Below are 21050 nucleotides of genomic sequence, written 5' to 3' on the forward strand. Positions count from 1 at the left end.
CTTTCATTGTTGTCCAATTATTCCGTCGATATTTAAATAAATTTTTAACCGATATGTTAACATAAAAAAGCACTTCTCACCAAAAGATAAGAAGCACTATCTTAAATAATTAAAGTCCTGCAATTTCTTCCTTAATTTGTGTTGTCGAGATACCTTCTGTTCTTTTCAAGTACACGACTTCGCAATGCTCTTTCAAGAAATCGAATTTACCTTCCCAGTCATCTCCCATGACAAACACATCAATATCGTGCTCTTGCACGTCACGGACTTTTTGATCCCAGCTGTTTTCTGGAATGACTTCGTCTACATAACGAATCGTTTCAAGAATGAGCTTTCGATGCTCGTAGCTATGATAAGCCTTTTTTGATTTCTGTAAGTTAAACTCATCTGTCGAAATGGCCACCACTAAGTAATCTCCAAGCTGCTTTGCACGTTCAAGCAGCTTAATGTGCCCCCAGTGTAATAAATCAAATGTACCGTAAGTAATAACTTTCTTCATTGCAAACATAAACTCCTTTCTTCGTTCCTTATTTGACTGCTTTCATGCAATAATGTTTATCCGTAATCCTATAATCATCGATCATTTTTTCGCTCTTCGGAACCTCATTATATCACAATGCCTATGAAAGGTTAAGAAAATGTAAAGACAAACTATTTCCAATTTATTGGGTGCAGAAGCGAAAGTCCGAAGAATCAATGTTTCTCGCAGCAGCCTCATTATGAATTGATGAAAATGTCATGAAATTTAAAGGTTTGTAAAGTTATTGTTAATATTTCATGGAGCATCTGTGATAAAATGATGAGTAGACGAAGAATGAATTTACAATGAACGTTCATAGATACCAAGATAAAAAAGGAGGTCTAAACAATGCAAACAGAAGTGGTCTCTAACCTTTCTTATGTAAACGGCGACCTAGATGAATTTATTAGTTATATGAATCACCATCATATTTCTCAAAGAAGAGGCGCCATGATTGCGACAGTCAATCCAGAGATTGGCTATGCTGTTATGAAGGATGATGCGTATCATCAAGTTGTCTCTTCTGCGGATTATGTTCTGCCGGATGGTGTAGGCGTTGTGTTGATGTCACGTTTGACACAAAGTCCGCTGAAGTCAAGAATTGCTGGCTTTGATGTCTTCATGTCTATGCTTGATCTAGCAAACAAGCAGTCTAAAAGTATCTTTTTATATGGAGCAAAAAAAGAAGTGCTTGAGGCTGTTAAACAGCGAATTGATACGGAATATCCAAATGTGGTCATTGCAGGCAGCTGTGACGGCTATCAAGCCGATAAACGTTTCGTAGCAAAACAAATCGCTCGCTCGAAAGCCGATATGGTATTCGTTGCTTTAGGTTATCCAAATCAGGAGAACTTTATTTATGAATACCGTCATTTATTCCCGCAGGCTGTTTGCATCGGTTTAGGCGGAAGCTTTGATGTATTTAGCGGAACGGTGAAGCGTGCACCACGCTGGATGATTAAAACAAATACAGAATGGCTGTACAGACTTGTTGTGAATCCATGGAGATGGAAACGAATGCTGAATATTCCCAAATACGCTTTTGCCGTATTGAAAGAAAACAAAGGGAAAAAACGTTATTATCCTGAGCAAGTAAAGGATCAGACGAAGCAGCTGTGAGAGACTGACCAATGAGAACTATACGCTCAATGATCATTTCAGGCTATGCAGCTTTCGTTTCTTTCATTGGATGGCTAATGAGCGGCGTGAAACCACGGGAAAACCAGGTGACGCTGCTTGTTTCATTTCAAGAGAATGCAGCTGCTCTTATTGATACTTATCAACAACAGGCGAACATGAAGATGAAGCTCACTGTCCTCTACACGAAGCATGCTTCTGCGATAGAAAAGGACACGTCTCATTTGTCATTTCGCTATTTTCATGAAAAAAATCCTCTCCATCTCATTCAATGTATTTATACAATGTTTAAAAGCAAGGTTGTCGTGACAGATAATTACTTTCTCATGACAAGTGTACTCAGAAAACGTCCTTCTACCACTTGTATTCAAGTATGGCATGCCAATGGGGCGTTGAAAAAATTTGGTCTTGAGGATGCATCGAATTCGGAACGAAGTCCTCGTGATATCAAACGGTTTAAACGAGTCTATGCGTCTTTCGATTATATCGTTACAGGCTCAGATCATATGCGTGAGATTTTCAAGTCTTCGTTTGGGTTGAATGATGAACGTTTTTTACCAACGGGTGTACCGATGACAGATGTTTATTATGATCAACGCCAGCCTTCCTTGAAGCCGAATGATTTTCCTAAAGGGAAAAAAATCCTGCTTTATGCGCCGACCTATCGAGACTTTGCAATGGACGGTCTTGTCCTGCCTTTTTCAAAGGAGCAATTGCAAACAGAGCTAAACGGCGATTATATTCTGCTCGTCAAGCTACATCCTGCGGTCAAGCATTTAGCGAAGGCGGAAACAGACGATGAATGGATATTTGATGTATCCGATCAGCCGCTTTATCCATTGCTTCGTGCGTGCGATATCCTGATCACAGATTACTCATCGATTGTGTTTGAATATGCGCTGCTTGAAAAGCCCGTTTTATTCTTCACCTATGACTTAGACACTTATCGAGAGAAGCGCGGTTTAGTCGATCGGTATGAGGACATCATTCCTGGGAAGGCTTGTGTCACTCAAAACATGCTCTTGAAGGAGCTCCTTCATCTAAAAGAATCAGATCACCAAAGACAAATCAAAACCTTTGCCGAGGAATGGAATCAATATTCAGAGGGAAGGTCCAGTGAGCAGCTCTTATCCTTTATTGAACAGCAGCTCTTACACAAAAAACGTCCGGCTTCTCAATAGGAAGCACGGACGTTTTTTTATTTGTTATAGACCGGGATATCGTAATAGAGCGTATAGTTATCAAGTAAATTATACAAGCTATACATACGAGTGACTTGCTTATATGCCCAGCCAATATCTGTTGCATATTGATGAGTCGCTGCACTAGACCAGCGCATTTTATAAATCGTATCTTGTTTGTATGTGGCGTGATTGATATAGCTGTTGCCAATGAATTTTGCCCCGCCAATAATCGCTGCCTCTGGCGTGAACCATTGCTGTTCATACGCATATTTTGCACCGAGGTAATTTGGATTGCTGTCGTATGCGCCAATGCCATACATGTTATATACTTTCTTTCCATTAAACATCGTCCCATTCGCTAAAATGGAACCTCCGTTACCTGTTTCAAGCAACGCGTGAGAAATGAGATAAATTTCGTTGATATGATACGTTTTCGCTGCCGTAATAAAGGCTTGTCCTTTACCTGCAAGAATCCCTTTGCCTGCTAGAATCTTTGAATTGACTTCTGCCGGATTGAGATTCGCAGCTTCAGAGAGTTTTAGAAATTGGAAGTAAGATTGAGTGCCTTCTGCAATGTTAGCTGGGTCTACATATTTTTGCACCTCTGCTGCACTTGCATTTCTCCAGCCAAGGCTGATCTTGATCCAGTTTCCTTCTTTCCCAAGCTGTTTCACTTTTGCTCCTTTATTCAGCTGCGCCACGATGTTGCTAGCAGAGCTCGAATCAGGTGTCGAACGAACATTTAAGCCGTCCGTATTCACAGTTGACGTCGCCGCGTCGACATATGGTGCATATACATAGGCTGCACCATCGGTCTGTGGGGACACCTTCATTTGCTTGTTCACCATCTCGTTGACAGTGAGGTTGTAGTTCGTTTGCATGACCATTGGGCCATTTTTGATTTTTACGGCTGTAGCTGTCCAGCCATATTGACTTTTCACAAAAGCAATCGCCGCATTTACAGTTGGTAATCCTGTGAATTGCTGCGTAATGTTGATTTTGTAGGTTGGTTTCGTTGTTGTCTGATAGACAGCTGGTTCATTCCGTTTTTTGAAAAATGCCAAGCCTTGGTCGCGCAATGTAGCTGTTGAGATGGTACCTGTTTTAATCTGATATTGAGCATAATCAGCTGTCCCTGTTTTTTGAGCAGCTGCTTTCATTTTTTGTTTCGTTAAATAGCATAGCGCTTGATTGAGTTTTGTCTGATTCACTGTCGGCTCTGTTGTGATTCGGTATTGTTTAACCACTTCTGCCAACGTTTTTGTACTGCTGGCAACGCCATTTTTTTTGATGATCTCTTGAGCCTGCTTGACTTTACTTTGCTCATATACAGGTGTCGTCTTAAGACTATACGTTTTGCTGACAGCTTGGCCCTTACCAGTTGTAATGCTGCTTGTCACCTTCTGCGTTTTTAAATATGCGGCACCTTTATTGATTTTGGCTTGCTCCGCTGATTGATTGACGACAAGTCGATACGTGCTGTCAGATGCTTTACCTGTTTTTTTCGTTGTCGCTGATACCTTTTTCTTTTGGAAGAAAGCTGCTGCTTTTTTCGCTTGATCATCTCCTAATAGGTTTCCAGTCACTACTTGATATGGCTGTGTAGAAGAGATCTTTTGCGATGTGTAGCGCCATTTCTTTTTCTTGAAAAAGGCCACCGTTTTTCCGTATGCTGTATCGTTCAGTTGATTGAGCTTCACGATATAATTTTTTGTTTTTCCCACTCGCTGCACAGTCCCTGTAGCGCCGGTTTGTTTCTTAATCTGGGCCGCTGCGGAGGATGCTTGTTTGCTGTCTTTGAAATAGCCTGATTCCAAGCGATACACATTTTTTAAAGCGCCTGTCTTTTGAATCTTCCCGTTGATCTTTGCTTCTCTTTGAAGCTGGGTAAGAAGTGTCTGTGCTTTTGACTGGTTCACTTGTGCAGCTGATGTGACGATGTAATACGGCTTGCCTGCTGTCACCGTTTGAAGCACTGCTTTTAAACCAGACTCTTTTTGAAAGCCTTGCAGGATCGTATTCGCCTTACTTTGTCCAACGATACCACCTGAAATCAGCTGATACACAGTGCCAGCTTTGTTTTCAGTTTGGTATGTACTCGTGACACCGGCCTGCTTTTGTAATTCGGTTTGAATGTTTTTAACTTTCGTTTCAGAATCAATGGTTCCTGAAATGACCTGATAAGAAGGTCTGCTTTGATTGATGGCCTCATAGGTGCTATTGAGTCCTGATGTTTTCGTTAGCTCGAGTGAGAGCTTTTTCGCCTGAGCTTCATCATTGACGGGGTCAGATACGACCTTTTGTAAAGGGAGCCGGTCACCTACTGGCGACACTGTACCGCTCATGCCCGTCTCTTTTTTTAATGCAGCTGCACTTGCACTCGCTGCTGCTTGTGATTCATATCCTGAGGCAGTGAGCTGATAGGTCGACGTGTTTCCTGAGGTTTGATAAGTGGCTGTCCACTTTTTGTCCTTCTTCAATGTTTCCACTGCTTTTTTCACTTCTGATTCTGTTGTAAATACTTTTGAGGTGTTCATCGTATAAATGGATTGATCGACATAGGAGGCTGCTTGTGCTTCTTTGCCCGTATGTACTGTCATACCAAAGGCAGCTGCGAGTAACATAATCTTGATGGTTTTTTTCACGTTCACTGTCCCTCTCTTAACTTTGCATAATAGTCTACTAATCTCTTTATCGACAGAATCACCTAATTATTTTAACAACAAAAGACTCAATATATTAATATCTATGTATTTCAATTGATATTTTCAACATGTTTTCACTTAAATATCATTTCATCATCTTAAATTTCCATTAAAGATTTAGTATCATATTAAATTCTCTTTGAAGATGTGGTATCATATAGCATCATTTGCATTTTTTATCGAAATTTCAAATTCACTTGTCTGTATATTACAACAGATTCTCGACTTTTTAAAAAGGAATATTAAAAGGAGTCACACTAATGAATAAGAAGATCTTAAAACGGAACAAAAAGATTTTAAAAAGAAAAATAAATTTTTTAAAAGACCCTTTAAGAAATTTTATTAAAGATAAGAGACACCAAAGGAATAACCTATATGCATACTATTATCAACATCTTGAAGTTGTTGATAAAACTGTATTTTATGAATCTAGAGATGGAAAAAGCATGACCGATAGTCCATTAGCCATTTTTGAATATTTGCTTCATCAGCCTAATTTTAAACACTATACTCACATTTGGGCTATTGAAGACTTTGAAACATTAAAACCAATTTTGAATAAATATAAAGATGACAAAAATGTGATTTTTGTCAAAAGAAACTCTAAAGATTATTTAAAATATCTAGCCACTGCTAAATATTTAATCAATAACTCTACTTTCCAACCATTCTTTATATGTAAAGAAGAGCAAGTCTATATTAATACATGGCATGGTACACCTTTAAAATATATGGGCTTTGATATTCCAGGAAACCCTGCACATTCTCAGAACGTACTGAGAAATTTTTTGAGTTCAGATTATCTAATTAGCCCAAATGAACATACAACAAGCATGTTTTTAAATAGTTATAAGCTAAAACACATTTTCCCGGGGAAAATAGTAGAAGAAGGATACCCAAGAATTGATCTAACGTTGAATTCTGATTCCAATGCTTTCAAAAAAAGTCTTCAATCATTTGGAGTTAGCTTATCTTTAGAGAAAAAAACCATTGTATATGCACCTACATGGAAAGGAACGAATGTCGGTAAGGTTAAAAACAATTTAACCCAAATCACTTCTGACCTGAATTACTTACAAGAAAAATGCGGAAAAGAATACAATATTCTTCTTAAGCTTCATCCATTTCTTTATCATCAAGCAAGTCGTTCAACAGAATTACAAGGTCGGCTAATACCGGATTTTATTGATACAAATGTGCTGTTATGTGCAACTGATTTATTGATCACCGATTATTCAAGTATATTTTTTGATTTTCTAGTTACAAATAAACCCATCCTATTTTATATGTGGGACGCAGATGAATACACAGAAGAACGTGGCATGTATTTTAAGCTTGAAGACCTACCAGGACCTCGTGTATACAACATAAGGGATCTAGCAAAATCAATTAGTGAAATTAAGGAAATAAGTACACAATTTAAAACCCAATATGATCAATTCAAACATGAATTCACAAAGCACGATGATGGTAAAGTGACTGAGAGAGTCGTTAATACTATCTTCAATAAAGTGACTGAAAACATTCGCTGTATCAACACTCATAATAATAAGAAAGAGAAAATATTGATATACCCAGGGGGAATGAAAAATAATGGTATTACTTCCTCTTTTATTAACCTAACTCAAAATATTGACTATGATAAATATGACGTCAGTTGTTATATGAGTACACCGAATTCAAAAGAAGTATTAAATAACATTGCAAAAGTCAATAAAAATGTCAGGTTTATCTTTAAGCCAGGTCTACCTGTATATACTCTGCAAGAAGTTTATAAAGATAAATTAATTCATAATCGTGGAGTTAAGGGGAAATTAGAAAAAAGACTCTACCCAAAAGATGCTTATTCTAGAGAATTCAAGCGACTTTTTGGAAAATCCACCTTTGATCATGTGATTGATTTTAGTGGTTATAGCTTATATTGGGCTAAATATCTCGTTTCTGCCGATGCGAAAACAAAAATATGTTTTATGCACAATGATCTTCTTTCAGATAGCGAAAGAACGATTAATGGGAAGAAACCTCATAGAATCAATCTGAGAGGTTTATTCACTATATATCATAAATTCGATAAGTTAGTGAGTGTTTCTAAAGGTACAATGGATTTAAATAAACAAAATTTATCTCACTATGCAGATGAAAGTAAATTTGATTATGTGATGAACTCAATTAATCCAGATAAAATCTTAGGAACCGATTCACCTATTAGTGAGAAAGACTCAAATAGCCTTATCGTCTCAAATAAAGCATTTAACTCCAGAGCAAGAATTATCAGTAGCAAACATGATAAAATTTTTACGACATTAGTAGAAAATCATCCTTCTACTTTTTCAAGTAAAGAGTTTGAAAACAAAGTAGTGATGGTTACGAGAAAAGCTGTAACAAATCAAAACGAAGTATTATATAAGTTTACTTATGAAGATCATGTTGTGGGATGGTTAAATAAAGAAGCATTTAAGCTTCTTCCTGATAGTATTCTATGTGAAGAAAAAGTTCATAAATTGGCAGTGGTTACTTCTCCTAAACGCAATGATATTTGGACAAAACCCTATAAAACAAAGGGTATTAAAAAAGTGTCTTCTAGCTACCCCTATAAGAATATTATGGTAGAAATAGATAGAGAAGCCAGGACTGAACGCTCCTCCTATAGCAGATTTTATGTTAATAAACAACTAATAGGCTGGATAGACTCGTCTGCTCTAAAAATACTGAAGGAATATGAACTAATTAGTAATCTCTCTGAAGAAAAGCAAGCTTTGATAGAAAAAGAAAAACACACATTACTAAGCGAAAATTACCATGTCCATGAAGAATTTATTCGCTCATTGAATAATAGAACATTTTTAGAGAGAAATTTAAATAAACAAATGAAGATTGTTCATACAGAAAATCACAAAATATGGTCTAAAGCTTATCCAAATTTCGGTTATACTGAAGTCTGCAGCGCTGATTTATATAAAGATTTAATTGTGACTGTAACCAAGAGTCATAAAACGAACACATCTACCTATTATCAATTTTCTTATGATGGACATGTAATTGGATGGTTAAATGTAAAAGCATTTAAACAATTAGACCATCAAACCATTTTAAGTCGTAAAGAAGTGAGTTATTCTGCTTTACTTCATTTAAATGACTATAAAATTTTTAATAAAACAAATGAAAATACTAGATATGAGGTCATAGAAGATTATTATCAGTATAATCAAAAAGAATTTATTGTTACTGAAGAGGTCACAACACCTATATCAACATACTGTACAATAGAACTCGATAACGAAAAAATAGGCTGGGTAGATAAAAAAACATTAGAAATAATTAGGTTTCGTGGTTTCCAGATAGGAAAAGAGTTTGTTCCTTATCCATCAAAACAACACTATAATTTTGTTAATATGGGACGTTTGTCTCCAGAGAAAGGGCAAGATAATTTAATTACTGCTTTTAAACAACATGTCGAAACAAACCCAAATAGCAAACTATATATTCTCGGTGACGGTCCACTAAAGAAAGACCTTCAAATGTTAGTAGACCAATTTGAATTGCAAAACCATGTGTTCTTAGTCGGTCAGGTTGAGAATCCATTTACCGTCCTAAAGATGTGTGACTGTTTTGTTCTATCATCACATTATGAAGGACAGCCAATGGTTCTTTTAGAGGCGATGACACTAGGCATGGATATTTTAGCAACAGATATCATTGCTAATAGAACTGTTTTAGAAGATGGTAAATACGGGGCTCTAGTAGATAATAGTATTGACGGGCTTATACAAGGTCTAAACAACTTTAGCTCTCATACACACCCTGCTTATGCTCCATTTGATTATAAAGAATATAATAAAAAAGCAATGGACACATTCTATAAAGTTCTAAACTAAACTTACTATATTTGTCACAAAAAGAGACTTTCAAGCTGTTACTTATGCTTGAAAGTCTTTTCAGTTTATATATGCGATACAATCAGTTCACAATTTCCTTCAATTGAGAAGCTCCCTGTTTCAGCCGGCAGGATAAAATGAGCTCCTTTAGGCAGTGGATATGTATGCCCATCATGCGTTAGAGCCCCTTCCCCGCTAATTACACTGCACAGCAAAAACGGATAATCTTGCGAAAGCTCTACTGCTTGATCAATTTCCCATTTATACACAGAAAAATACTCTGCTTCAACAAAAGTTCGAATGGTCAGCCCACGGCGTGTTTCAACTGATTCATCTGCATAACCGTCTACATGAGGGACCGTTGTGACATCAATGGCTTGCGCAAAATGAAGTTCACGTTCATGGCCATTCTGATCTTTTCGTTCATAATCATATACTCGATAGGTTGTATCTGAGCTTTGCTGCGTTTCGAGGACAAGCGTTCCTTCGCACAGCGCATGAATGGTACCACTCGGCACATAATAAAAATCACCAGGCTTAATCTTGACACGACGCAAAAGACCTTCCCAATCTCCACTGTTCATCATGGTCACAAGCTCAGTTCTTGTTCTTGCGCTGTGCCCATAGATCATTTCTGCTCCTTCTTTGCAGTCAATGATATACCAGCACTCTGTTTTTCCAAGCTCGCCATTTTCATGTCTTTCCGCATAATCATCATCTGGATGAACTTGAACGGACAAGTCTTGGTTTGCATCTAAAATTTTGGTTAACAGCGGGAATCTGTCGCCTTCTATTCCCCCGAACAATTCTCTGTGATTGTCCCATAGTTCGATCAGCGTTTTCCCTTTATATGGACCGTCTTGCACGACACTTGGTCCGTTTGGATGAGCAGAAATTGCCCAGCATTCTCCCGTTTGTTCAGAAGGAATATCATAGCCAAATTGATCTCTTAAGGCTGTACCTCCCCATATTCTCTCCTTCAATTCAGGCAGTAAAAAAATTGGTGACTGCTTCATTCAGGATGACTCCTCCCTTTGCTACCCTTTGATAATCCTTGCCAAGCCTTGATGAAAACTAGCAAGTCTCAACTTTTATTATGACGCTATCTAAAAAGAAGTCAATCCTTTCAGTACACCAAATGAAAACGATAACACGAAAAGATTTTATCCTTTGACAGAGCCTGCAAGAAGCCCTTTGACAAAGTATTTTCCGAGCAGAATATAGACCAAAAGTGTCGGCAGTGCGGCCAATATTGCCCCTGCCATTTGGACGTTCCATTGCACAATTTGACTGCCTGATAGATTTTGCAAGGCAACCATCACTGGCTGATGCTCCGCAGTGGTCATCGTGACTGCAAATAAGAACTCATTCCACACATTTGTGAACTGCCAAATCGCGACCACAACAAACCCTGTGATCGAAAGCGGAAGAATCATATGTCTGAAAATCCCGATAAACCCTGCGCCGTCCATTTTTGCCGATTCAATCATTTCATCAGGAATGCTCACATAGAAGTTTCGAAACATGAGCGTTGTGATTGGAAGTCCATATACGACATGGACAAGCACCAAACCTGGAATCGAATTGTACAATCCGACTTCACGTAAAAATTGAATGAGTGGAATGAGGATACTTTGGTATGGAATAAACATTCCAAACAGCATCAGCGTAAAGACCACTTCCGATCCTTTGAAACGCCATTTTGATAGGACATAGCCATTCATCGCCCCTAAGACAGCTGATAATAAGGTGGCCGGAATGACTAGATAAAGAGAATTCATTAAATTGGGCGCTAGCTTTTCAAATGCGATTTGATAGCTTGAAAAATCGAGTGTTGATGGCAGCGCCCACATTTTTTCAAGGGTCACTTCACTTAATGGCTTCAAACTTGTGACGAGCATGACATAGACTGGCATGAGAAAAAAAAGGCTGCACAAAATCAATAAAGCATAAAGGACTGGACGGACAAACCATCTAGCTGTCATGATGACGCCCCCTTCCGGCTCGACAGGAGATATGGCACGATAAAGACCGCAACAGAGATCAGCATCACAATCGCGATGGCGGCACCACCTGCATAATGGTTTCCTCTAAAGGTCATTTCAAACATGTAAACGCCCGGAACATCTGTAACAAAGTTTGCACCCGGTCCTGTCATCGAGTAAATCAAATCGAAAATCTTTAATGAAATATGAGCCATAATGATAATGACACTTGCAGTAATCGGCTTTAGTAGAGGAAAAATAATCTTCCGGTAAATCTGCCATTCGGTTGCGCCATCCATTCTAGCAGCCTCTCTTACTTCCTCTGGAATGCCTCTCAAACCTGCCAAATACATCGCCAGAGAAAAACCAGTCATCTGCCAAACAGCTGCAATGACGACAGCAATCATGGCCGCAGGGACACCAAACTCAATTTTCCCCCAGGCAAATCCGGCTAAAATGTTCGTATCCGTGTACCACTTAGGCTGAATACCAAGCGTCTTTAAAAAGAGATTCACTCCAGTGGACGGGTTTAAAATCCATTGCCAGACGACCCCTGTCACAACAAAAGAAAGAGCCATTGGAAAGAAAAATAAATTCCGAAATAGAGATTCACCCTTGATTTTCTGATCTAGTAAAATCGCAAGTGCGAGACCAGAGGCAATAACGGCTCCAATAAAAAATAGAGTAAAAAAGACCGTATTCCGAAGATCTGACTGAAAGCGAAAATCTTGAAACAGCATCATATAGTTTTGAAGACCTGCGAAAGAGAAATCAGGAACAAGCGAGGTCCAATTTGATAATGACACATACCCTGTCCAGCCAATAAAACCGTAAACAAAGATGAATAATAACACAGCTGACGGGGCTAAAAAGAGAAGCGCTAGTAGCTGATCCCCACTCCATTTTCTCCGGACGCGTTTGACTTTGGGTGTTGTTGTCTTTGTGATCGGCGATGTATCCATACGCATGAAGCTACACTCCTTTTTAAAAAAGAGGCGGTGCTAAGTCGCCGCCTCTTCGTCTTTATTTCATTGAATCTTTTAAAGATGAAACAAACTGGCTGCTGTCTTTTTGTGTGACGAAGATATTGACGGCTTGATTCGCTTTTGTCACAAACCCTTCTTCAGCAGCTGAACCATGCGCGAGAGACGGCGCCAGCTTTGATTCTTTAAATGCCTTCATCGCCGATTTTCCGTATTCATCATATTTAGAAACATCAGCATCCACACGTGCCGGAATCGATCCCTTCAGCGGATTGAATGCATCCTGTCCTTCCACAGATCCTAAGACAGATAAGAATTTCTTCACGTTTTCTGGCTGTTTCACGCCCTTTGGCAGTCCAAATGTATCGGTGATCACCATAAAGCTTCCCTCAGTACCAGGAGTCGCCACGTATCCAAAGTCTTTATTCACCTTCAGATCCAGATCATTCACAAAATACCCCTTCGCCCAGTCTCCCATGACATTCATTGCAGCTTCCCCTTTTGCTACGAGCTGCGAGGCATCCTGCCAGTTACGTGAACTGTGATCATCATTGACGTATTCAAGCATGCGTCCAAAAATATCTGCCGCTTCCTTCACTTTTGCGTCATCCATTTTCATGTCGCCAGCCCAAAGTTTTTGATAGTCGTCAGCACCTAAAACACCGAGCAGTACACTCTCAAACAAATGCGTTGCTGCCCAAGGTTCTTTATCCCCTAGTGCAAGCGGTGTAATGCCTTTTTTCTTTAATGCATCTGCTGTTTTGAAAAACTCATCAAAGGTCGTTGGCGGCTCTAATCCTGCATCATCAAATACCTTCTTGTTATACCAAAGCACATTGCCCCTGTGAATATTCACTGGTACTGAATAGATTTTCCCATCTTTGCTGACAAGGTCGATGAGTGATTCTGGAAATTTGTCCTTCCAGCCTTCTTTTTCATATAGATCATCGAGCGGCTCCATTTTGCCCGCTGCGACCCAGCTCTCATTCAGCTCCGCTCCGCCATGTACTTGGAATGTAGCTGGCGGGTCGCTTCCTTGCATCCGGCTAGTCAGAACAGCCTTTGCATTTGTACCAGCACCGCCTGCGACGGCTGCATTTTCAATTGGGATATCTTTGTTTTTCTCTTCAAACAGTTGAATGAGTGCTTTTAGTCCATCCTCCTCACCTGCTCCAGTCCACCAAGAGAAAATGTCGAGCTTCTCTGCTCCATCCTCTTTTTTTGCATCTGAGTTCGTCGTTGAACTACAGGCAGTGATGATAAGCATACAGAGCGCTAACAATGTAAAGCCTAATTTAACCTTCATGATTGATCCCCCATCCCTATTTTGTAAGCGTTATCAAAATAAGTATAATGGAAGATCCTTGCTTTTTTTCAGACAAACTTCTTCACTTTTTTATGAAATTCTTCATTTTTTTACGGTCTGTTTTCGATATTCCTTCGGTGAACAGCCGACCATCTTCTTAAACACACGGCTGACGTAATTGGGATCTGTATATCCCGCCTGATAGGTAATTTCTTTTAAACTCAGCGAGCTGTCTTTGAGAAGTTTTTTAATTTTATCCAGTCGGCAGTTCGTCACATATTCTTTAAATGTCAGCCCTGTCACGTCTTTAAACCGTTTTGTGAAATAGGTTGGACTTAAATCAACATAGGCGGCTGTCTGCTCCAGCGTGATCTGTTCACAAAAATGCGTTTTGATGTAGCGCTTTGCCCGCTCCATGTCATTCACAGTCTGGGTCCTTGCTTCGTACACATCAAATAAATGTTCACAGCACTGGCGGCATTCTGCTAAGGTGTTGATCGTGAATATAGGCCAGTCTGTTCGGAGCCGTGATTTAAATAAAATCAGCAGCTCTTTTAGTTGTGACAGGGTTGCCCCCTCTAGTTCAAAGGCATCGAATAAAGCCAGCGCATCCTCTCTTCTCCCTTCTTCCATTGCCTGCATCATATCGTCAGCAAGCTCAGGCAGGTGGATCAATGGATGAGACTGTGCTTCTGTTTGGTAAAAGCCATAACGAACAACGCCGGGGCTCTTTTTCCGCTGATAATAGGAAAGCTTCGCCTCTGCTGCACTTTTTTGAAGATAAAGCGGATTGGAGACTGGGTGTCCCATGCCAACGACCGGTGAAGGCTGATCGTTTGTGGTGGCCGTTCGAATCGCCTGTAGGATATCTGCTTTTAACTGACCAGGCGCTTGGTGACGATAAATGAGACAGGTAAACAGCTCACCACTCACTTGAATCGGTACCGTATGAAAAAGTGGAGATGTCTGTAAATCTATCAACAGCTGATTCCCCATTGTCCGCTGCACAGCGATGACAAGACCTGCTTCGAATTCATGAAACAGTTGTTGAAATTCCGTGGAGGTATAGGATTGACCGTTGATGACATGGGCTTCAAGCCACTTTGACTGCTGCCCAGCCGCTACCGCCTGCCGCTGAGACGCCTCCTGCTGAATCTCTGCCGCTACCGTTCGAATGGCGGCGATGGTTTCATCTTTGTCAGCCGGTTTGACGAGATATTGCTTCACCCCTTCTTGCATCGCCTGCTTGGCATAATCGAACGTATCGTAGGCTGTCAGCATAATAAATTTTGTATGAGGACTGATCGCTTTGATTTGCTTGATCGCTGTCAAACCATCCATTCCAGGCATCTGAATATCCATGAGCACAAGATGAACTGGCTCAGCCCGTACGAATTCAACCGCCTTTTTTCCATTTTCAGCTTCTCCCGCGATATGACACTCTGGAAGCCAATCCGTCATGAACTTCCGCATCGCTAGCCGTTCTATCTTTTCATCATCTACAATCAGCACGTTCAGCATGCCGGTCCCTCCTTTATCGGAATAGCCAATTGAATGGTGGTTCCTTCGTTTGGCTTTGAATCAATTTGAAGAGCATTTTGTACTCCGTAAAACAAGCGCAGCCTTGATATCACATTACGAAGACCGATTCCCGTTGAATGCCCTTTACTCAAGATGTTTGGGTCTTCCTCATCTTTTTCTGATAGCAATCTCCTTCTCTCTTGTTCATTGATTCCCACCCCATTGTCCCGAATACGAATCATCACATAGCCGCCTTCTTGATAGATCGAGAGCTCAACAAGTCCGTCTTCCTCCTTTGGCTCGACGCCATGAATAAAGGCATTTTCAACAAGCGGCTGTAAGGTGAGACTTGGGATAAGTACAGATAAACAGGATGCATCTATGGTTGTTTTGCATGTGATACGATCGGCAAATCTTGTTTCTTGTATATGAAAATATTCTTTGACCACTTTTACTTCTTGTTCTAGCGTAACAGATGCACTAAGAGCTGATAGCGAATAACGCATGAGAGTGGAAACAGATTGAATCAATCTCGATGTGGCATCCGCTGATTCTAAGTAAGCCATGCGTGAGACGATGTTTAATGTATTAAATAAAAAATGGGGGTTCATTTGGTTTTGCAGCGTCTTCAGCTTCATGTCTTTGATTTTTTGATCTAAGGCTGCCTTTTGTTTCATCTCTTCAATCATCATTTTCATTTCTTGACGCATTCGCTGAAATGCCTCATTTAATACAGATATTTCATCCTTTGAGGTGACATGCAAGTCCGCTCCATCAAAGTTTCCTTCCGATACTTCCTTTACGCTTCGAGAGAGATGGACGATTGGTCTTGATATTCCTCCAGCAATCATATACGCCATCCATAATGCGACCCCAATGGAGAGCGTAAACAAACACAAGGTGAAGAGCGCATAGGTTTGGTGTCTTTTTTGCAGAGATTGATAGAGTACTTGATATTCAGACAATTCATCATCAAGCAAGGTCATCGTTTGCTCTTGTATGTAGGAGGAGACGGTTCTTACTTCCTTCACACTCGCTGCATATTCTTTGATTTTTCCTTCTTTTACGTGTGTCATGGTCGCATCACTTTCGTTGATAAGCGTTCGCATCATATATTGATATTTTTCAATAGAAGGAATTGCCGCATGAAGCCCGGCATCTTTTCGCAATGTCTGGTCGTAGGATTTCATTTTTTGTTTTGAAGCTAGATATTCTTTGGCAAACTGCTGATCCTTTTCAATCGCATACGCATTGACCTTTTCATACATCGTTTTTGCCTCTGTCGATATATCATTAAGCAGAAGAAAAGAACGAAAGCTTCTGCTGTATTCTGATGTGATATTCGAGCTACTCCAATAGACGAAAAAAGCGGCCACGTTGCCAAGAAACACAAGGGTTAAAAATGCCAGTAGCAACTTACTTCGAATCCTTCTCACGGCTGCATCCCCTGCCTTCTGTCTGTTTGCTGGAGCGGCAGATCCTCGCGCCGAATCACACTCGTTCCTGTGTACTGAAGCGGCTCTTCTTTTTCACCTTTTTGCAAACGCACAAGCGATTCCACTGCTTGATAGCCCATTTCATAAGGGTGCTGAACAACGACGGCATCAATCTCTCCATCATCGAGCGCCTGAATCGTATCTGGCAACGTATCAAATGCGAGTACATAGATATCTGTGGTCGATTGATATTGCGATGTTGCTTGAATGATGCCTACACCATCTAATGCACTCGTGCCGTAAAATGCAGTGAGATTGGCATGATCGTTTAATAGTTTATACGCTGCACCGGAGGCGCCTGATTTTGTAATGGCTGATTCTTCTATTCCAGCAATATGAATGCGTTTTTCAGCGGCGACTGCGTCTCGAAATCCTTTGACGCGCTGCTTTTGATGGACGGCATCAAGCCTGCCTGTGACAATTCCCACATACTGTTCACCTTTTGTATCTGCGATAAGTGCCTGTCCTGCGATAAAGCCTGAATAATAATTGTCCGTGCCAACATACACTTGACGCTTGCTCCCCTCTGCATCCGTATCAACGGTGACAACATCAATGCCCTTTTCCCTTGCCTTCTGAAAAAGCGGTTTGTATTTTTTCGCATCAAGTCCCTGTGTCATAATGCCATCGACATGCCCTGCGATTGCCATATCAATGGTTTTCAAATGGTCATCTATATCAGCTTGTTTCGGACCCAAATATTCTAAATACACGCGATGAGCGGCTGCCGCATCAGCAGCTCCCTTTTGTACTAGCTGCCAATATTCATTATCAAGTTCCTCCGGTACAAGGACAAAATGATATTGATAGGCAGATGACGCCTTTTCGGAAGCGCTTTCGATTTTAAATAAATCTTGACCTAATAATGTTAAAAACATGACAGAAACGATACAAAAAGTGAGAAAGGCGCCCACCCCGATCCACTTTGAACCTTTCACCACATCCTCCCCCTTTCAAACATTGCGCATAAAAAAAGAGCTGCTTATAAGCATACTCTCTCGACCTCTATAATTCCTTTGTCATAAATAAACTGTTTGGATCTTCTCATATGAACTGAAAGGCGGACAACTATCAAACCCAACACTCTCATATAGTTTTCTTGCTGGCTCGAAGAAAGACATCGCACCTGTCTCTAAGCTGATACGTGAATAACCACGCCTTTTTGCCTCTTGGAGAAGATGGTTCAGCATATACCTTCCTACACCTTTTCGCATATGGTGAGCGGCGGTTCTCATGGATTTGATTTCGCCGTGATCACTTGACAGCTCCTTTAACGCTCCGCAGCCAAGAAGCTCCTCTCCATCCCGAACACTCCACACTGTGACACCTTTCTTTTTCAATTCAGCTAACGGAAGGGCATGGATGCTTTCTGGCGGAGAATGCTTTTTCATTTCTTCTAAATGAGCGGTAATCAGCTGCTCTATTTGTCCATCTGTGAGAGTATCTTGTTGAATGTACATGTCTATCACTCCTTCATAAATATTGTACGTGAAGAGTCAGCATTCACCTGCTGTTATGTCAGATAAACGAACAAACAACCGGCATTCACCTGCCAGTTGTTCATTTGATAGCGCCTATTTATGAAGAAAGAACCGCTTGTAATTCTTCTGCCGTACTGCTTTCAAGCTGACTTCCGACCCCTACTGCCACTGCGCCTGCTTTGAGCCATTTTGGCACATCGGTTGGATGAATCCCCCCCGTTGGAATAAATTCAATGTCTGGAAATGGACCTTGTAAGTTTTTCATATAGGATAGACCGAAGGAGCCGCTTGGAAAAAGCTTGAGCAAGCAGTATCCAGCTGCTTTTGCCTGCATAATTTCACTTGGGGTGAGGACACCTGGTACATAGAGTGTGTCGTGAAATGAGAGATGCTCTCCAATGACAGAAAGATATCCTGGACTGACAATAAATTGTGAGCCTGCGTCAATGGCTGATTGCGCCTGCTGAAGTGTGGTGATTGTGCCTGCTCCCACAATCAGATCTTGTTCATGCTGAAAGGATGCGATGATGCGTTCCGCATTGGGCGTGGTATACGTCACTTCAATGGCACGAACACCCTTTTTCTTTAAACGCTGAATGATCTCAATGCCTTCCGATTCGCTCCCCGCCCTCACCACTGCGATTAGCTTACAAGCCGCGAGACGTTCTTTAACGCTCAAACTTGCTGACTTCCCCATATCCTTCATCCCCCTTCATATATTCCCGTCTGTGATATCGTTTGGCTTCTTTTATAAAAGACTGAAGCTCTTCCCGAGTAGGCAGGCCGTCCTTATCGCCTGGAGACATCACCGCAAGAGCTCCTACAGCATTGCCTCTCCTTACAGATTTTTCACATGATAAACCGTCCAGTAAGCCGCTGATAACCCCCACGGCAAATCCATCACCGGCACCGACTGTATCCACGACATTGGGCACATAAAAGCCGCTCACCATCCCCTGATTGGCTGCACTTTTATAATAGGCACCTTCTGCACCGAGCTTAATGACCACAAGCTTGACGCCTTTTTGTAAATAAACATCTGCAATCTCTTCCGGCTCATGACAGCCTGTGAGCCTTTGTCCTTCTGCAAGCCCCGGAAAAAACCAATCCACTTGATAAGCGATTTGATTCACTGTATGGATCATATCTTCCTCCTCTTCCCATAGCTGCAGCCGAAGGTTTGGATCAAATGAAATGGTTTTGCCTGCTTCTTTCATCTTCTGAAGAGCATGAAAAGAAAACGCTCTCATTTCACTGGATAATGCAGGCGGAATACCTGTCATATGGAGATGCCCTGCCTGTTGGAAATAATCCGCAGGAAAGTCACTTGGACTCATGGTGCTCGCAGCAGAACCTTTGCGATAATACGTAACGTCAGGATCTCCATCCATCACTTTGGATTTAAGTAAGATCCCTGTTTTGGCCCCATCATTTGAACGGATCACTGCACTTGTATCGACTCCTTCTTTTTGAAGCTCTTCTAAAATAAATGTGCCAAGTGAATCTGCTCCGACTTTGCTCATCCATCCCACATCAAAACCTAGCCTCGCCAAACCGACTGCCACGTTACTTTCAGCACCAGCAAGCGCCTTTTGAAATGTATGCACTTGATGAAGCTCTCCGGCTTCTTTTGCGTAAAACATCGCCATTGATTCCCCAAATGTGACTGCATCCAATGCTTTCACTCATTTCTCCCCTCTCTTGGTACCGGTTTCAAATCAGTTGAAAAAGAGAGAGCATGCACATATGTATACTCTTCTCTGTTTGTTATTTATAAAGATTTTCTTACGATGATTTCTCCATCAAGTTGAATGGTTTGTGGCGCACTTTCATCCCCTTCAAGCCGAGTCTTGATTTTTTGCATGGCGGCTTTCCCCATTTCATGAGATGGCTGGGCAACCGTTGTGATTCCAGGCCCAATCAGCTTATACCATTCTGTATCATCAAAGCCTGCGACGCCTATATCTTCTGGAATCTTTAACCCGAGTTCTACAAGCTCACTGATCAGCTTTAGCATCAGTAATCCATTGGCTGCTAAAATCGCTTTTTTTTGCTGATTTGTTTGAACAAAATGGACAAGTTCTTCTCGCAATTGTTCTTTTTGTTTCAAATCAATTTCTTTAATAATAGGTTTCTTATGTTTACTCATGGCTGTCTGTTCATATGCTTCTTTTCGTTCTTCACGAGGACTGATCCCATCAACTGGCTCAGTAAAGAAGGCGATGTGCTCATAGCTTTTCTCATACATTTGTTGAAGCAGTTGGATCGTGATATCACGGTTATTCGTTGTCACTGTGTCGACTTTTAGTTCAGATAATTTCCGGTCAACAAGGACAATCGGCACACCGTCTTTCTGAAAATCCTGCAAAATGTCATTGTTCTGGCCTGTCGTATTGATGATGAGACCTTCAATATAATGCGCATTCAGTTTGAGGAGCATTTCTCGTTCTTTTTCTGGCCGGTTATCTGTGTTGCATACCATGATGCTGTATCCATATTCATCACAAATTTCTTCGACTCCGCGAAGTGTCGCTACAGAGAATGGATTTGTAATGTCGGCTACAATAAACCCAATGACCTTGCTTTTTCTTACTTTCAAACCTTGGGCGAGCTGACTCGGACGATAATGCAGTTCTTCAATGGCTTTTTTGATTTTTTTGACCTTTTCAATCGAAATTTCATTTGTTCTGCCATTGATATATCTGGATACAGTTGATTTTGAAACCCCTGCATAAGCTGCCACTTCGTTGATGGTCACTTTCGTTTGCTTTTTCTCTTTCATTCAAAAAACTCCCACAATCAATGTCTTCTCATTTGTTTCGAAACCGATTTCAAATAACTTAAAAAGAGCATAACA

General features: G+C 40.7%; 15 protein-coding genes and 1 pseudogene. 3 read left to right on the forward strand and 13 right to left on the reverse strand.

The features are described from left to right. Positions 1–109: 109 nt before the first annotated feature. A complete protein-coding gene (gene tagD, locus NKR21_RS18395; protein ID WP_008343212.1) occupies positions 110–499 on the reverse strand; it encodes a glycerol-3-phosphate cytidylyltransferase in 390 nt (129 codons plus the stop codon). Positions 500–868: 369 nt separating this feature from the next. On the opposite strand from tagD, the gene NKR21_RS18400 reads away from it, so the two are divergent. Then, positions 869–1639 (forward strand): WecB/TagA/CpsF family glycosyltransferase, encoded by a 771-nt coding sequence (locus NKR21_RS18400; protein WP_012011462.1) that lies wholly within the window; start codon positions 869–871, stop codon positions 1637–1639. Between the two features lie 11 nt (positions 1640–1650). Further along, on the forward strand, positions 1651–2838 hold the full coding sequence (locus NKR21_RS18405; protein WP_144455432.1) for a CDP-glycerol glycerophosphotransferase family protein: 1188 nt from the start codon (positions 1651–1653) through the stop codon (positions 2836–2838). A 17-nt stretch (positions 2839–2855) separates the two neighbouring features. On the opposite strand, the gene NKR21_RS18410 is transcribed toward NKR21_RS18405, so the two are convergent. Further along, on the reverse strand, positions 2856–5486 hold the full coding sequence (locus NKR21_RS18410; protein ID WP_144455430.1) for a glucosaminidase domain-containing protein: 2631 nt from the start codon (positions 5484–5486) through the stop codon (positions 2856–2858). 320 nt (positions 5487–5806) lie between these two features. Between NKR21_RS18410 and NKR21_RS18415 the strand changes: the two genes are divergently transcribed. After that, on the forward strand, positions 5807–9421 hold the full coding sequence (locus tag NKR21_RS18415; protein WP_144455428.1) for a CDP-glycerol glycerophosphotransferase family protein: 3615 nt from the start codon (positions 5807–5809) through the stop codon (positions 9419–9421). A 65-nt stretch (positions 9422–9486) separates the two neighbouring features. Here the strand turns inward: NKR21_RS18415 and manA are convergent, their stop codons facing one another. From manA to NKR21_RS18470, 11 genes and pseudogenes are all read right to left on the reverse strand, one after another. Beyond that, positions 9487–10437, reverse strand: a complete 951-nt coding sequence (gene manA, locus NKR21_RS18420) for a mannose-6-phosphate isomerase, class I (protein ID WP_119125468.1) — start codon at positions 10435–10437, stop codon at positions 9487–9489. A gap of 147 nt (positions 10438–10584) precedes the next feature. Beyond that, positions 10585–11406 (reverse strand): carbohydrate ABC transporter permease, encoded by an 822-nt coding sequence (locus tag NKR21_RS18425; RefSeq protein WP_012011467.1) that lies wholly within the window; start codon positions 11404–11406, stop codon positions 10585–10587. Beyond that, a complete protein-coding gene (locus NKR21_RS18430; RefSeq protein ID WP_012011468.1) occupies positions 11403–12374 on the reverse strand; it encodes a carbohydrate ABC transporter permease in 972 nt (323 codons plus the stop codon). The genes NKR21_RS18425 and NKR21_RS18430 overlap by 4 nt, the downstream gene beginning before the upstream one ends. A gap of 55 nt (positions 12375–12429) precedes the next feature. After that, complete coding sequence (locus tag NKR21_RS18435) at positions 12430–13695, reverse strand: ABC transporter substrate-binding protein (protein WP_144455426.1); 1266 nt, start codon at positions 13693–13695, stop codon at positions 12430–12432. Positions 13696–13797: 102 nt separating this feature from the next. Then, a complete protein-coding gene (locus tag NKR21_RS18440) occupies positions 13798–15216 on the reverse strand; it encodes a response regulator (RefSeq protein ID WP_144455423.1) in 1419 nt (472 codons plus the stop codon). Further along, on the reverse strand, positions 15210–16652 hold the full coding sequence (locus NKR21_RS18445) for a sensor histidine kinase (protein WP_144455421.1): 1443 nt from the start codon (positions 16650–16652) through the stop codon (positions 15210–15212). Before NKR21_RS18445 ends, NKR21_RS18440 begins: the two co-directional genes overlap by 7 nt. Further along, positions 16649–17650, reverse strand: coding sequence for a sugar-binding protein (locus tag NKR21_RS18450; RefSeq protein ID WP_041815965.1), 1002 nt, complete (start codon positions 17648–17650; stop codon positions 16649–16651). Before NKR21_RS18450 ends, NKR21_RS18445 begins: the two co-directional genes overlap by 4 nt. 67 nt (positions 17651–17717) lie before the next feature. Continuing rightward, positions 17718–18172 (reverse strand): annotated as a pseudogene (locus tag NKR21_RS18455) (GNAT family N-acetyltransferase). Positions 18173–18290: 118 nt separating this feature from the next. After that, the gene (locus NKR21_RS18460) at positions 18291–18890 is read right to left on the reverse strand and encodes a bifunctional 4-hydroxy-2-oxoglutarate aldolase/2-dehydro-3-deoxy-phosphogluconate aldolase (protein ID WP_012011474.1); all 600 of its coding nucleotides are present in this window, start codon (positions 18888–18890) and stop codon (positions 18291–18293) included. Next, entirely contained in the window at positions 18862–19878 is a 1017-nt protein-coding gene (locus NKR21_RS18465) for a sugar kinase (RefSeq protein ID WP_012011475.1), read from the reverse strand. Before NKR21_RS18465 ends, NKR21_RS18460 begins: the two co-directional genes overlap by 29 nt. 86 nt (positions 19879–19964) lie before the next feature. Then, a complete protein-coding gene (locus tag NKR21_RS18470; RefSeq protein WP_012011476.1) occupies positions 19965–20975 on the reverse strand; it encodes a LacI family DNA-binding transcriptional regulator in 1011 nt (336 codons plus the stop codon). Between the last annotated feature and the right edge of the window lie 75 nt (positions 20976–21050).

Origin of the sequence: Bacillus sp. 1735sda2 (assembly GCF_024159245.1) — a bacterium.
Classification (GTDB): Bacteria; Bacillota; Bacilli; order Bacillales; family Bacillaceae; genus Bacillus; species Bacillus pumilus_O.

Coding starts and splice junctions, on each gene's coding strand:
- NKR21_RS18460 (WP_012011474.1), bottom strand. CDS start 18,890: ATGGGGAAGTCAGCAAGTTTGAGCGTTAAAGAACGTCTCGCGGCTTGT.
- NKR21_RS18400 (WP_012011462.1), top strand. CDS start 869: ATGCAAACAGAAGTGGTCTCTAACCTTTCTTATGTAAACGGCGACCTA.
- NKR21_RS18435 (WP_144455426.1), bottom strand. CDS start 13,695: ATGAAGGTTAAATTAGGCTTTACATTGTTAGCGCTCTGTATGCTTATC.
- NKR21_RS18405 (WP_144455432.1), top strand. CDS start 1,651: ATGAGAACTATACGCTCAATGATCATTTCAGGCTATGCAGCTTTCGTT.
- NKR21_RS18415 (WP_144455428.1), top strand. CDS start 5,807: ATGAATAAGAAGATCTTAAAACGGAACAAAAAGATTTTAAAAAGAAAA.
- manA (WP_119125468.1), bottom strand. CDS start 10,437: ATGAAGCAGTCACCAATTTTTTTACTGCCTGAATTGAAGGAGAGAATA.
- NKR21_RS18440 (WP_144455423.1), bottom strand. CDS start 15,216: ATGCTGAACGTGCTGATTGTAGATGATGAAAAGATAGAACGGCTAGCG.
- NKR21_RS18425 (WP_012011467.1), bottom strand. CDS start 11,406: ATGACAGCTAGATGGTTTGTCCGTCCAGTCCTTTATGCTTTATTGATT.
- NKR21_RS18430 (WP_012011468.1), bottom strand. CDS start 12,374: ATGCGTATGGATACATCGCCGATCACAAAGACAACAACACCCAAAGTC.
- NKR21_RS18470 (WP_012011476.1), bottom strand. CDS start 20,975: ATGAAAGAGAAAAAGCAAACGAAAGTGACCATCAACGAAGTGGCAGCT.
- tagD (WP_008343212.1), bottom strand. CDS start 499: ATGAAGAAAGTTATTACTTACGGTACATTTGATTTATTACACTGGGGG.